The 14,008-nt window shown below is 65.6% G+C and carries 10 protein-coding genes; 3 read left to right on the top strand and 7 right to left on the bottom strand.

What is annotated here, in order from left to right; translation table 11 throughout:
• Nucleotide 1 precedes the first annotated feature (1 nt).
• A complete protein-coding gene (gene treY, locus JQ507_25485; GenBank protein ID QRI68258.1) occupies nucleotides 2–2,785 on the top strand; it encodes a malto-oligosyltrehalose synthase in 2,784 nt (927 codons plus the stop codon).
• Nucleotides 2,786–2,794: 9 nt separating this feature from the next.
• Here treY and JQ507_25490 read toward each other — a convergent pair whose 3' ends face one another.
• Complete coding sequence (locus JQ507_25490) at nucleotides 2,795–3,103, bottom strand: polyhydroxyalkanoic acid system family protein (protein ID QRI68259.1); 309 nt, start codon at nucleotides 3,101–3,103, stop codon at nucleotides 2,795–2,797.
• Between the two features lie 166 nt (nucleotides 3,104–3,269).
• On the opposite strand from JQ507_25490, the gene JQ507_25495 reads away from it, so the two are divergent.
• Nucleotides 3,270–3,434, top strand: a complete 165-nt coding sequence (locus tag JQ507_25495; GenBank protein ID QRI68260.1) for a DUF3309 family protein — start codon at nucleotides 3,270–3,272, stop codon at nucleotides 3,432–3,434.
• Nucleotides 3,435–3,677: 243 nt separating this feature from the next.
• Here the strand turns inward: JQ507_25495 and ligD are convergent, their stop codons facing one another.
• Nucleotides 3,678–6,335, bottom strand: coding sequence for a DNA ligase D (gene ligD / locus JQ507_25500; protein ID QRI68261.1), 2,658 nt, complete (start codon nucleotides 6,333–6,335; stop codon nucleotides 3,678–3,680).
• Nucleotides 6,336–6,441: 106 nt separating this feature from the next.
• Here ligD and JQ507_25505 point away from each other — a divergent pair, with 106 nt between their 5' ends.
• Nucleotides 6,442–7,329 carry a Ku protein gene (locus JQ507_25505; protein QRI68262.1) on the top strand — a complete coding sequence of 296 codons (888 nt, stop codon included), beginning with the start codon at nucleotides 6,442–6,444 and terminating at the stop codon, nucleotides 7,327–7,329.
• 116 nt (nucleotides 7,330–7,445) lie between these two features.
• Here the strand turns inward: JQ507_25505 and JQ507_25510 are convergent, their stop codons facing one another.
• From JQ507_25510 to kdpB, 5 genes are all read right to left on the bottom strand, one after another.
• Nucleotides 7,446–7,685: a hypothetical protein gene (locus tag JQ507_25510; GenBank protein ID QRI68263.1), complete on the bottom strand. Its 240-nt coding sequence runs from the start codon at nucleotides 7,683–7,685 to the stop codon at nucleotides 7,446–7,448.
• Between the two features lie 54 nt (nucleotides 7,686–7,739).
• Nucleotides 7,740–8,429 carry a response regulator transcription factor gene (locus JQ507_25515; GenBank protein QRI68264.1) on the bottom strand — a complete coding sequence of 230 codons (690 nt, stop codon included), beginning with the start codon at nucleotides 8,427–8,429 and terminating at the stop codon, nucleotides 7,740–7,742.
• The gene (locus JQ507_25520; protein QRI68265.1) at nucleotides 8,426–11,140 is read right to left on the bottom strand and encodes a sensor histidine kinase KdpD; all 2,715 of its coding nucleotides are present in this window, start codon (nucleotides 11,138–11,140) and stop codon (nucleotides 8,426–8,428) included. Before JQ507_25520 ends, JQ507_25515 begins: the two co-directional genes overlap by 4 nt.
• A gap of 39 nt (nucleotides 11,141–11,179) precedes the next feature.
• The gene (locus JQ507_25525; GenBank protein QRI68266.1) at nucleotides 11,180–11,785 is read right to left on the bottom strand and encodes a K(+)-transporting ATPase subunit C; all 606 of its coding nucleotides are present in this window, start codon (nucleotides 11,783–11,785) and stop codon (nucleotides 11,180–11,182) included.
• 116 nt (nucleotides 11,786–11,901) lie between these two features.
• Entirely contained in the window at nucleotides 11,902–14,007 is a 2,106-nt protein-coding gene (gene kdpB, locus JQ507_25530; GenBank protein QRI68267.1) for a potassium-transporting ATPase subunit KdpB, read from the bottom strand.
• Between the last annotated feature and the right edge of the window lies 1 nt (nucleotide 14,008).

Here is a 14,008-nt window from a genome sequence, read left to right on the forward strand (position 1 = left end):
AATGCCTCCGGCGATCCCGATCGCGACTTACCGTCTGCAACTCACCGGTGATTTCGACTTCGATGCCGCAGCCCAGGTGGCGCCGTATCTGAAGGCGCTCGGCATCAGCCATGTCTACGCCTCGCCGTTCATGAAGGCGCGCAAGGGCTCGAGCCATGGCTATGACGTCGTCGACCACACCAAGTTCAATCCGGAACTCGGCGGCGAGGAAGGTTTTGCGCGGTTCAGCGATGCGCTGAAGCGGAACGACCTCGGCCTGATCCTGGATTTCGTGCCGAACCATGTCGGCGTGCATTTTGCCGACAATCCGTGGTGGCTCGACGTGCTGGAATGGGGACCGCAGTCGCCGCACGCGGTCTCCTTCGACATCGACTGGGACCAGCTGCCTTATCGCGCGCGCGGCGGCGTGCTGCTGCCGATCCTCGGCTCGTCCTATGGCCTGGCGCTGGAGCGCGGCGAGATCGCGCTGCGCTACGACGCAAGCGAAGGCGGTTTCTCCGCCTGGTATTTCGAGCACCGCCTGCCGATTGCACCTGAACGCTATGGCGAGGTGCTGCGGACCATCGTTCGCGAGGCCGCTGCCGAAGACAGCCAGGCCGGGCGCGCGCTGGTCGAACTGGCGGCGCGCTACCGCGGCCTGCGCCATCCGAACCGCAAGGAGGCGCCGACGCTGAAGGCGGCGATCAAGGCGATCGAGGGCGGCGCCGAGATCATCGCGCGCGGGCTCGACGCCTATCGTGCCGGCGAAGACCGCTCCACCCAGACGCTGGCGCTGCATCATCTCTTGGAACGCCAGCACTACAAGCTCGGCCACTGGCGGCTCGCCTCCAGCGACATCAACTATCGCCGCTTCTTCGACGTCAATACGCTGGCCGGCCTCAGGGTCGAGGACGCCGCGACCTTCGAGGCAAGTCATAGCCTGGTGAAGCGGCTGATTGCGGAAGACCGGCTGCAGGGGCTGCGGCTCGACCATATCGACGGCCTGCGCGATCCCGCGCAGTACTTCCAGCGGCTGCGGCGCCTGATCCGCTCGGCGCAAGGTGACAAGGCCAGGCCGTTCTACATGGTGATCGAGAAGATCCTCGGCGAGGACGAGAAGCTGACCAGGTTTGCCGGCGTGCACGGCACCACCGGCTATGAATGGATGAACACGATCAGCCAGGTGCTGGTCGATGGCAGCGGCCTCGATCCGCTCAACGAGATCTGGCGCCAGATCAGCAACCAGTCGCCGAACCTGACACCGGTGCTGCGCGAGGCCAAGCGCCGCGTGCTGGAGACCTTGCTGACCAGCGAGTTCACCGTGCTGGCGCGGCTCGTCGCGCGCATCGCCAGCGGGCACTATTCGACCCGCGACTTCTCCGCCGACAGCCTGCGGCAGGCGCTCGAGCTCTACGTGCTGCATTTTCCGGTCTATCGCACCTATCTCACCGCGTCCGGCCCGACCGCGCACGACCGCGCGCTGATCAGCGAGACCATCGCCCGCGCCCGCGCCGACTGGTTCGCCGCCGACGAAGGCATCTTCGACTTCCTGCGCGACGCCCTGACCATGGACCTGCTGAAGCCCGGCCGGCCACCGCACAGCGCGCCGCGGGTGCGGCGCTTCGCGCTGAAGGTGCAGCAATTCACCGGGCCGATGATGGCGAAATCGCTCGAGGACACCACCTTCTACCGCTACCACCGCCTGCTCGCGCTCAACGAGGTCGGTGGCGATCCGGCCGCAAATGCGATCGCGCCCGAGCGCTTCCACGCCATGATGGCGGCCCGCGCCCGCGAATGGCCGCACGGCATGACGGCGACCGCGACCCACGACACCAAACGCGGCGAGGACGCGCGCGCCCGCATCATGGCACTTGCGGAAATCCCCGGCGAATGGACCAGCGCGGTGGCCCGCTGGAAGGTGCTAAACGCACCGCACCTGGTGCTGGAGGGCGAGATGCGCGCGCCATCGGCGACGTTCGAATACATGCTCTATCAGGCCCTGCTCGGCGCCTGGGACCCGGACGATCCTTCGCTGCTCGCGCGTATCCAGGCCTATGCGCTGAAGGCGGCCCGCGAAGGCAAGCAGGAGACCAGCTGGCTCAATCCGCACGAGCCTTATGAGACCGGCGTGAAGACCTTCATCGACCGGATCCTCGATCGCAATATCTCGCCCGAATTCCTCGACGCACTCGACGCGCTGGCGCGGCGCACCACGCTGATCGGCGCGCTGAACTCGCTCAGCCAGGTCACGCTGAAGGCGACCATGCCGGGCGTGCCGGATTTCTACCAGGGCACCGAAGGATGGGATCTATCGCTCGTTGACCCCGACAACCGCCGTCCGGTCGACTTTGCCGAACGTGCGGACACGCTCGCCGCACTGGAAACTCCGGACTGGGACGCGCTGACCGAGGGCTGGCGCGATGGCCGCCTGAAATTCGCGTGGACGCGGCACCTGCTGCGATTGCGCAACGAACTGCCCGAAGTCTTCACCGGCGGCGACTATCAGCCGCTCACGGTCGGCGGTCCGCACCGCGATCATGTCATCGCCTTCGCACGGCGCCATGGCCGCGCGGCGGTCATCGTCGCGGTGGGCAGATCATTTGCGCCGTTCACGCAGGGCGGACGCAGCTGGCCGCGCCCCGAAGCCTTTGAAGGCGAGATCGACGTGACCGGATACGCACTCCCGGGCGGCGACAGCAAAGTTCAGCTCGCGACATTGTTCGCCAAGCTGCCGGTCGCGGTGCTGAAGGTCAAAGCCGCGGCCGGCACGAAGCAGGTCCGAAAACGCGCCCGCGCGCACAGCTAGCGCCGCCTCTCAGCGCTTGGTCAGCAGCAACTGTCCGCTCTTCTGGATGGCGGCCTGCGCGACCTCGGCGAACCGCTGCAGCAGCCACGGCAGCGTCACCTCCAGCCGCACATGGCTATCCTCGACATCGACATGCCCGGCGGCGACCTGCCCCAGCGCGCGGACGCGAAAGCTCATGCGGTTGCCGTCCCAGCGCTCCTCCTCGACGCTCATGACCGGCACGTTCGCCGCCGCGCGCGACAAACCGGTCTTCAGACGGCGCACGGCCTCGTCGCGACCAAGGCTGTGGGGAATCGAGACGATAAGCGGAGCCGACATCGCAGTGCACTCCTCCACGGATTCCGTTCATGTAGTTCTGTTCCAACCCAAACGGAAGATCGCACAGCTTTATCGTACCGCCGAAACCGGAACCTTCGTAGTTGCGGATTGTTTCCCTACCCGAAGGGCAGAGATCGGTGAGCCCACGGGGCTGAGGAGAGACTCAATGTCAATTGGAACAATCATTCTTATCATTCTGGTCATCGCGCTGCTTGGCGGCTTCAGCGGCATCGGCGGCGGACCGTTCTACGGCACCGGCTATTACGGCGGTGGCGGTCTCGGCCTGGTGATCGTGATCCTGCTGATCCTGCTGCTGCTCGGACGGCTGTAGCCTGCGCGCATGTTGCGTACTATCCGCATCGACACCTGTCATCACCCGCTTTCGCGAAAGCGGGTGATCCAGTATTCCAGAGACGCCAGCGCTTGAATCGATAGGCCGCGGCGTACTGGATACCCCGCTTGCCGCCTTCGCCAAAGCTTCGGCGGGCCCAGCCCTTCTGCCCCGGCGAAGCCTTGGCGAAGACGGGTCGCGGGGTATGACGAGGAGAGGCGAAGTCGCTTGTCGTGACGATTCTCAGCGCGTCGCGAGTTTCTTCATCGCCGCCTTGATCGACGATGCTGCATCCTCATAGCCGTCCCACGCCTTGGTCTTGGCGAGCAGCGCGGGCACCGACCGCACCGTGTACTTCTTCGGATCGAGATCGCCGCGCACCTGGGCCCAGGTCAGCGGCATCGATACCGTTGCACCCGCCCGAGCCCGCGGCGACAGCACCGCGACCGCAGTCGAAAGCCGGTCGTTGCGCAGATAATCGAGGAAGATCTTTCCGGTGCGCTTGGCCTTCGACATGTTGATCAGATAGCGCTCGGGAGCATCCTGCGCCATCCACTGGCAGATCCCTTGCGCGAAGCCCTTGGCCTCCTTCCACGTCACCCTGTCGCGCGCCCCTGACAGCAGCGGCGCCACGACGTGAAGGCCCTTGCCGCCGGTGGTCTTGCAGAAACTCTCGAGGCCGACCGCGGTCAGCCGCTGGCGCATGTCCTTGGCCGCGTCGATCACGTCGGAGAATGCGACGTCGGGCGCGGGATCGAGATCGAACACCAGCCGGCCCGGTGTGTCGTAAGCATCGGGCGCGCAGTTCCAGGGATGCAGTTCGAGGCCGCCGAGCTGCGCGACCGCAGCCAGCCCCTCGATCTGGTCGATCTGCAGATAGGGCTTGCGATCGCCGGAGACCTTGGCGAGCTTCAAGAGCTTCGACGTGCCGGCCATCGCGTGGCGCTGGAAGAAGGTCTCGCCCTTGATGCCGTCGGGCGCGCGCACGATCGAGCACGGCCGGCCCTTGAGATAGCCGATCATCCATTCGCCGACCGCCTCGAAATAATTGGCGAGGTCGAGCTTCGTCACCGGCGCGCCGTCGCCGGCGTCGGGCCAGAGCGCCTTGTCCGGGTGGGAGATCGCGACGCCCATCACCGTACCGGATGATTTCCCTTTCGCCATCGGCTTCACCGCTCTGGTTACGACCGGCCGTTCGGCCTCGACCTCATGCGCCGGCTTGTCCTGGCGCAGGCCCTTGAACGCGGCCTGGCGGATATTGCCGGCGTCGGTCCAGCCGGCGAACTCGATCTCGGCGACCAGCTCCGGCTTCAGCCAGTGCACGTCGCGGGTCTTCTTCGGCGCGTCCTTACCGCCGAACGGGCTGGTGTCCGATGCTGCGGCGTTCAGCGCCGGCATGATGCGGCGAACCGTGTCCTGCCCGAAGCCGGTGCCGACGATGCCGACGAAGGCGAGATGATCGTCGCGATAAACGCCCGCCATCAGCGAGCGGAATTTGCCGTTGGTGGTCTTCCAGCCGCCGATCACCACCTCGTGGCCGGCGCGGATCTTTGCCTTGGTCCAGTCGTCGGAGCGGCCGGAGCGATAGGCGCCGTCGAGCCGCTTGGAGACGATGCCTTCCAGCCCGAGCTTGCGCGCTGACTCCAGCACGGCGTCGCCGCGCTCCTCGAAATGCTCGACATAGCGGACCAGAGGGTATTTGCCCTTGCGCGCCGCGAGCATCGCCTTGAGCCGCGCCTTACGCTCCGTGAGCGGCAGCGGGCGCAGATCCTCGTGGCCGGCAAACAGCAGGTCGAACGCGTAGAAGATCAGTTGATCGGTCTTGCCGTCGGAGAGCGCCGCCTGCAACGCCGAAAAATGCGGTATGCCCTTCGCATCGAGCGCGACGATCTCGCCGTCGATCAGGGCATCCGGCAGTTTGCCGGCCTCCTTCACGATCGCGCCGAACTTGTCGGACCAGTCGAGTCCCTTGCGGGTCTTCAGGACGGCCTCGCCATCCGCGATCCGCAGCTGCACGCGGTAGCCGTCGAACTTGATCTCGTGGCACCAGCCCGCAGCATTCGGCGGACTCTCGACTGCGGCGCAGAGTTGCGGCGCGACGAAGTCCGGCATATCTGCCACCTGCTTCGATTTCGCCTGCGGCGGCTGCTTCAACGGCGCCTTCAATTTTCCCTTGGGCGCCGGCGCCTTGGTCTTGGCGCGCGAATCCGCGGTCATGCCGTGATTGGAATGCCAGACCGCGTCCGCCTTGATGGTCGGCTTGGCCTTGCCGTTTCCCTTCCCATTTCCCTTGGCCAGCATGAACGGCTTCGGCGCGCGGCCCTTGCCGGCTGCGATCTCGGCCATCGAGCGGCCGGAGGCGACCGAGCGGTCCTCATCGAGGATCGCTTCGCCATTGCCGTCCACGGCATACTCGTCGCGGTGCTTGATCAAGAGCCAGTTGGTGCGCTTGCCGCCGAAACGGTCGTTCTTCATCCGCACCAGCACCCAGCTGCCATGCAACTTGTCGCCATGCAGCGTGAACTTCAGATCACCCTTCTTGAAGCCGCGCTCGGGATCGTCGGATTCCCAGGTGCCGCGATCCCACAGCTGCACGGTGCCGCCACCATACTGGCCTTCGGGAATCGTGCCTTCGAAATCGCCATAGTCGAGCGGATGATCCTCGACCTCGACCGCGAGCCGCTTGTCATGCGGATCGAGCGAGGGCCCGCGCGTCACCGCCCAGGACTTGAAGACGCCGTCGAACTCCAGCCTGAAATCATAATGCAGCCGCGTCGCATCGTGCTTCTGGATCACGAAGCGCCGTTGCCTGCTGGGCGCGACCTTGACGTCGCCCGACGGCTCGCTGGTCTTCTCGAAGTCGCGCTTCTTGCGATAGGTGGTGAGGTTTCTCAGCGACACGTGCAGGCCTCGGCGCAAACGGCGGCCGCCGCCCCAGTGCGGCCGTCAGGAACCAAAACCTACGGTATCCGTTCAAGTTCCAAACTCAAGCTGTTTGGAGACGATCATGGCCGCTCCCCGCGCCTACTGGAAAGGCACGCTCAAGCTCTCGCTGGTGTCATGCCCTGTGGCGCTCTATCCGGCCTCGACCACGGTCGAGAAAACCCGCTTCCACATGATCAACCGGGAGACCGGCAACCGGCTGAAGCAACAGATGGTCGATACCGAAACCGGCGACATCGTCGAGGGCGACCAGAAGGGCCGCGGCTACGAGGTGAGCAAGGGCAAATATGTCGAGATCGAGAAGGACGAGCTCGAGGCGGTCCAGATCGAGAGCAATCACACCATCGATATCGACGCTTTCGTGCCCGAGAGCGAGATCGACAAGCGCTATCTCGACCACCCCTATTACATCAGGCCCGACGGCAAGGCCGGCATCGACGCATTCGCGGTGATCCGCGACGCCATGAAGGACCAGGACCGCGTCGCGCTGGCGCGGATCGTGCTGACCAACCGCGAGCACGTGATCGCGATCGAGCCGCTCGACAAGGGCATGCTCGGCACCACCCTGCGTTACCCCTATGAGGTGCGCGACGCCGACGACTATTTCGACGATATCAAGAGCCCGAAGGTGACCAAGGACATGATCGAGCTCGCCGGCCACATCCTCGACAGCAAGGCCGCACATTTCGACCCGTCGAAATTCAAGGACGAATACGAGGCCGCGCTCAAAGCCCTGGTCCGCCGCAAGGCAGCCGGCAAGCCGATCAAGGCCGCCGAGCGCGAGGAAAAGCAGAGCAATGTGGTGAGCCTGATGGACGCCTTGAAGCAGAGCCTGAAGGACCGCAAGGGTGGCACGCTGCGACAGGCCTCGAGCCCAAGACGTCCGACGTCGCACCGCCGTGCGGCGAAGAAGGCGCATCGCTCGAGCGCGCGGCGGCGGAAGGCGGGCTGAACTCCCTCCCCGTCACTGCGAACGAAGCGAAGCAATCTATTTCTCCGCGCGTGCGGAAAGATGGATTGCTTCGTCGCTTTGCTCCTCGCAATGACGGCTGGACGGGTCGGCTATCTCTACCGTTTCTTCGCGACCTTGCGCTTCTTGGCCGTCTTCCGCGTCTTGGCGGTCTTCTTGGACGCCTTCTTCGGCACCCTCTTGCCCTCGGCACGCGCTTCCGAGAGGCCGATCGCGATCGCCTGCTTGCGGCTCGTCACCTTCTTCTTGGAGCGGCCGCTGCGCAGCGTCCCGGCCTTGCGCTTCTTCATCACACGCTCGACATCATCAGACGCCTTCCGCGAGTATTTTCTTGCCATGGCTTCTCTCCCGATAAGGGAGAACAAGCCTCGATCGGAGCGAAGGTTCCGAAGCTAGTCGCCCGCGCGCAGCCGATAGCCGATGCCGGTCTCGGTCAGCACGAATTGCGGACGCTCGGGATCGGCCTCGATCTTCTGGCGCAGCTGCCGGACATAGACCCGCAGATATTGCGCGTCGGTCAATTCGTCCCACAATTCCTTCAAGAGGAAGCGGTGGGTCAGCACCTTGCCGGCGTGCTGCACCAGCACGCGCAGCAGGTCATATTCCTTCGGCGACAGCTTGATCTCGCGGTCGCCGACCTTGACGATCCGCCGCACCAGGTCGACTGAGAGATCGCCGGAGCGGAACACCGGCCGCTCGCCCTGCACCTGCAGCTGGTGGCGCAGCGCCGCGCGCAGCCGCGCCAGCAATTCATCCATGCCGAACGGCTTGGTCAGATAATCGTCGGCGCCGAGATCGAGCGCCTGCACTTTTCCGGCCTCGTCGCCGCGGCTCGACAGCACCACGATCGGCACGTTCTCGTTGCGGCCGCGGATCATGCGCAGCAGGTCGTGACCCTGGATGTCGGGCAAGCCGAGATCGAGGATGATCAGCGCCGGTCCTTCAGCCAGCATCTCCAGTGCATTCTTGCCGTTGGACGCTTCGAGGATGTCATAGCCCTGCGTGCTCAGCCCCATTCGCAGCAGCTTGCGGATCGGCGGCTCGTCGTCGATGACCAGGACCTTGATCGGCGTTGCGTTCATGCAGCAGTGTCCAGCGCGTTGGTGTCGGCGGGGATCGGCAGGCGGATGGTGATGACGGCGCCGGTCCGGTCGGAGCGGTTGGCTGCCGAGATCGTGCCGCGCATCGCCTCGACGAAGCCGCGCGAGATCGCCAGCCCAAGGCCGGTGCCGGGGCGGACATGGTCGCCCTTCTCGGCGCGATAGAACTTGTCGAACACGCTGTCGAGCTCGTCAGCGGGAATGCCGTTGCCTTCGTCCATGATCTGCAGCGCGATCGTCTCGCGGTCGCGCGCGCCGCGGACCGAGATCGTGGTGCCGACGGGGGCGTACTTGGCTGCGTTGTCGAACAGGTTGAACAGCACCTGCTCGAACAGCACCGCGTCGAGCTCCACCATCGGCAGATCGGCCGCGAGCTCCAGCGACACCTTGTGATGCACCAGGATCTTGGCCGCCCTGCGCAGCGCGCTGCCGACGATCTCGTCGACATTGTGCCGCGCGGTGTTCGGCACGACCGCGCCGGATTCGAGCTTGGTCATGTCGAGCAGATTGGCGATGAAGCGGTTGAGCCGTTCGGACTCGTCGATCACGGTCGCCAGCAGGTCATGCTTTTGCGCCTCCGTCAGGTTCGATCCGAGGTCGCGCAACGTCGAGGCTGAGCCGAGCACCGAGGCAAGCGGTGTCTTGAGGTCGTGCGAGATCGAGGTCAGCAGCGCCCCGCGCAGGCGATCGGACTCGATCGTGCGCTTGACCCGGTCCATGTCCTCGACCAGCAGCACACGCTCGATCGCGAGCGCGCCCTGGTCGACAAGTGCGTCGAGCAGGCGGCGCTGGTCGGGCGTCAGCAGCGGCCCGCTGCGGTCGTCGTCGATGCCGATCACGCCGATCGGGCCGCGTCCGGTGCGCATCGGCAGGAACAGCCGCTTGGCGCCGGGCAATGTATCCGAGCCGCGGCCGGCCGGGCGATCATTGGCCCAGGCCCAGTTCGCCGCAGCCAGGTCGGCCTGGTCGAGCTGGTCCTCCGGCGGATAGCCCGCTTTCACCGTCAGCACGCCGTCATCGGGCAACAGCAGCACCACGCGCACCCGCAGCATCAGTGCGATCTGGTAGGCAGTCGCCCACAGCACGTCGTCCAGCGTCGCGGTGCCCGCCAGCTTGCGGCTGAACGCATAGAGCGATTCGGTGGTCCGAACCCGCCCGATTGCGGTGTCGGCCTGGGTACGTACGCGCGCGGCGACATTGGAGACGAGCAATGCCACCAGCATGAAGAAGAAGAACGCCGCGATATTGGTCGGGTCGGTGATGGTGAAAGTGTAGATCGGCGGCAGGAAGAAGAAATTGTAGCTCAGCGAGGCCGCCACGCTCGCAAGCAGCGACGGCCACAGACCGTAGCGGACCGCGACCGCCACCACCGCGGTGATGAACACCAGATCGACGTTCTCGATGCCCAGCCAGCGCTGGATCAGCTCAGCAACCGCAAGGCCGGCGGCGACGACGCCGAGCGACCACAGATAGGGGCGCGGATTGAGCGGCTCGGCGCGCGCCGCAGTATGCACCTCTGCCTTGGCAACGGGCAGCTCGTCGCCGGCGATGACGTTGACGCTGATATTTCCGGCGCGCCGCACCAGATCGTGCACGACGGAACCGCGCGTCATCTCGAACCAGAGCGAGCGGGTCGACTTGCCGATGATGATCTGGGTGACGTTGTTGGCCTGGGCGAAACTGATGACGTCGTCGGCGATGCGGCGGCCGACGCCGGGAAGCGTCAATGCCTCGCCGCCGAGCGATTCCGCAAGCCGCATCGTATCGGCCAGCCGGTCGCGCTGCTCGTCGCTCAGTTGCAGGCTGCGCCGCGTCTCGATGCTGACGGCGGTCCATTGCGCATGCAGCCGGTCGGCCAGGCGCTTGGTATAGCGCACGAGGCCGGCGGCGCGCGGGTCCTCGCTCACGCAAACCAGGATGCGCTCGCCGGCGGCCCAGGGACCGGCGATGGCGTTGGCCTGCATGTGGGTCAGCAGCTGCTCGTCGACCCGCTCGGCGGTGCGGCGCAACGCCAGCTCGCGCAGCGCGGTCAGGTTGCCGGGCGAGAAATAGTGCTCCAGCGCGCGCTCGGCCTGCTTGGGCACATAGACCTTGCCCTCCTTCAGCCGCTGGATCAGGTCATCAGGCGTGAGGTCGATCAGCTCGATGGCATCGGCGCGATCAAACACCGAATCCGGCACGGTCTCGCGCACCCGGACGTGGGTGATCTGCGCGACCACGTCGTTGAGGCTTTCGATATGCTGGATGTTGACGGCGGTGAAGACGTCGATACCGTGCGACAGCAACTCCTCGACGTCGAGATAGCGCTTCGGATGTCGGCTGCCGGGCGCATTGGTGTGGGCGAGCTCGTCGACCAGCGCGAGCTTCGGCCGCCGCGCGATCAGGGCGTCGAGGTCCATCTCCTCGAGGGTCTGGTCGCGGTAGCTTAGCCGCTTCCGCGGGATCACCTCGAGGCCCTTCAGCAGCGCCTCGGTTTCCGCCCGCCCGTGGGTTTCGACGACGCCGACCACGACGTCGACGCCCGCCTTGAGGCGGGCGTGGGCGTTTTGCAGCATCTCGTAGGTCTTGCCCACGCCGGGAGCGGCCCCGACAAAGATCTTCAACCGTCCCGAACGATCGGTCTCCCGGCGCGCCGCTTCCAGCAGCGCATCCGGCGAGGGTCGTTTTTCAGGGTCGCGGCGCTGATTGGCCATACCGCAATATAGTCATCCCGAGAGAGTCAGCCTACTCCCCTATTTCGCCTTTACCGCGTCGAGCGCCAGGTTGAGCGCGAGAACGTTAACGCGGGGCTCTCCGATCACGCCGGCGAGGCGGCCCTGCGTATACTGCGTCACCAGCTGGCGCACCGCGTCCTCGGAAATGCTGCGCGCCTTGGCGACCCGCGGCACCTGGAACAGTGCGGCGTCGGGCGAGATGTCGGGATCGAGCCCGCTGCCCGACGTGGTCACGAGATCGACCGGCACGGAGGCCGGCGGGTTCTCCGCCTTCAGCTTCTCGACGTCCTCCTTCACCCGGTCGTTCAGCGCCTTGCTGGTCGGGCCAAGATTGGAGCCGCCGGAATTGGCCGCATTGTAGGGCGCCGGCACCGTTTTGGAGGAATCGTTCGGATCGGGCGCGACCGTCGCCGACGGCCGGCCATGGAAGTATTTGTCCTCCTTGAACTCCTGTCCGATCAGGGCGGAGCCGATCACCTTGCCGTCCTTCTCGATCAGGCTGCCTTGCGCCTGCTTCGGAAAGATGACGCCGGCGATCGCCGTCATGGCGAGCGGATAGGCAAGGCCCGTGATCGCGGTCAGAAGGACCAGCACCAGGATGGCGGGGCGAATTTCTCTGAGCATGATAAGTCTCCTAAATCTCTCTCGTCATTGCGAGCGAAGCGAAGCAATCCATTGTTCGGCATAACGGATAGATGGATTGCTTCGTCGCCTCGCTCCTCGCCATGACGGCTACACTGTTAAGCCAGGCCCAGGGCGGCGACGACGAGGTCGATCGCCTTGATGCCGATGAACGGAATGATGATGCCACCCAGGCCATAGATCATCAGGTTGCGGCGGAGCAACGCGCCGGCGCCGACCGCGCGATACTTGACGCCCTTCAGCGCCAGCGGGATCAGCGCGATGATGATCAGCGCGTTGAAGATGATCGCCGACAGGATCGCGCTCTGCGGGCTGGCCAGGTGCATGACGTTGAGCACCTGGAGCTGCGGGTAGAACGCGAGGAACATCGCCGGAATGATGGCAAAATACTTCGCGACGTCGTTGGCGATCGAGAACGTGGTCAGCGCACCGCGGGTCATCAGGAGCTGCTTGCCGATCTCGACCACCTCGATCAGCTTGGTCGGGTTGGAGTCGAGATCGACCATGTTGCCGGCCTCGCGGGCCGCCTGGGTGCCGGTGTTCATGGCGACGCCGACGTCGGCCTGCGCCAGTGCCGGCGCATCGTTGGTGCCGTCGCCGCACATCGCGACCAGCTTGCCCTTGGACTGCTCGTCGCGGATCAGCTTGAGCTTGTCCTCAGGGGTTGCCTGCGCCAGGAAATCGTCGACGCCCGCCTCGGCCGCGATCGCGGCCGCGGTCATCGGGTTGTCGCCGGTGATCATCACGGTGCGGATACCCATGCGGCGCAGTTCGGCGAAGCGCTCGCGGATACCGCCCTTCACGATGTCCTTCAGGTGCACGACGCCGAGCAGCTTGCCGTCCTTGGCCACCGCCAGCGGCGTCCCGCCGGCCTTGGCGATCTCGTCGGCGATCGCCTGGATCTCGCGGGCTTCGGCACTTGTCGTTGCCGCCACCGAGCGGATGGTATTGCCCGAGGCGACGGTGCGGGGCTCGCCGCCGTCGACATAGGCGAGGATGGCGTCCACCGCGCCCTTGCGGACCGACGACGTACCGGCGTCGATACCGCTCATGCGGGTCTGCGCGGTGAACGGCACGAAGGTCGCGGCCAGCTCATGCATGTCGCGGCCGCGGATGCCGTACTTCTCCTTGGCCAGCACCACGATCGAACGACCTTCCGGTGTCTCGTCGGCGAGCGAGGCGAGCTGCGCCGCGTCGGCAAGATCCTGCTCGGAGACGCCGCGGATCGGACGGAATGCGGTGGCCTGGCGATTGCCGAGCGTGATGGTGCCGGTCTTGTCCAGCAGCAGCGTATCGACGTCACCGGCGGCTTCCACCGCGCGACCGGACATCGCCAGCACGTTGAAGCGCACCAGGCGGTCCATGCCGGCGATGCCGATCGCCGACAGCAGCGCGCCGATCGTGGTCGGGATCAGGGTGACGAACAGCGCCACCAGCACCACGACCGAGATCGAGCCGCCGGCATAGGCCGCATAGCTCGGAATCGTCACCGTCGCGAACACGAAGATGATGGTGAGGCCGGCCAGAAGGATGTTGAGCGCGATCTCGTTCGGCGTCTTCTGCCGCTCGGCGCCTTCCACCAGCTTGATCATGCGATCGATGAAGGTCGAGCCCTGCGCCGCGGTGATGCGGACGCGGATCCAGTCCGACAGCACCTGGGTGCCGCCCGTGACCGCCGAACGGTCGCCGCCGGATTCCCGGATCACGGGCGCGGATTCGCCTGTGATCGCAGCCTCGTTGACCGAGGCGACGCCTTCGATCACCTCGCCGTCGGACGGGATGTTGTCGCCGGCCTCGACCAGCACGATGTCGCCGACCTTCAGCGAGGTGCCCGGCACCAGCCGGAAGGTCCGGTCCGTTCCGGTCAGCAGCTTGGCCTGGCTCTCGGTGCGGGTCTTGCGCAGCGATTCCGCCTGCGCCTTGCCGCGGCCCTCGGCGACGGCCTCGGCGAAGTTGGCGAACAGCACCGTGAACCAGAGCCAGAGGATGATCTGGAAGGTGAAGCCAAGGCTGGCCCCACCGGTGAGCAGATCGCGGACGAAGATCACAGTGGTCAGCGCGGCGACGATCTCGACCACGAACATGACCGGGTTCTTGGCCATCAGCCGGGGATCGAGCTTGACGAAGGCCGAGGTGATCGCAGGCATCAGGATCTTAGGGTCGAGCATGGTCGACGCCTGCTTCTGCAATTTTGCGGTTTCCATG

It is taken from the genome of Bradyrhizobium sp. PSBB068, assembly GCA_016839165.1.
In the GTDB taxonomy this organism is placed as follows: Bacteria; Pseudomonadota; Alphaproteobacteria; order Rhizobiales; family Xanthobacteraceae; genus Bradyrhizobium.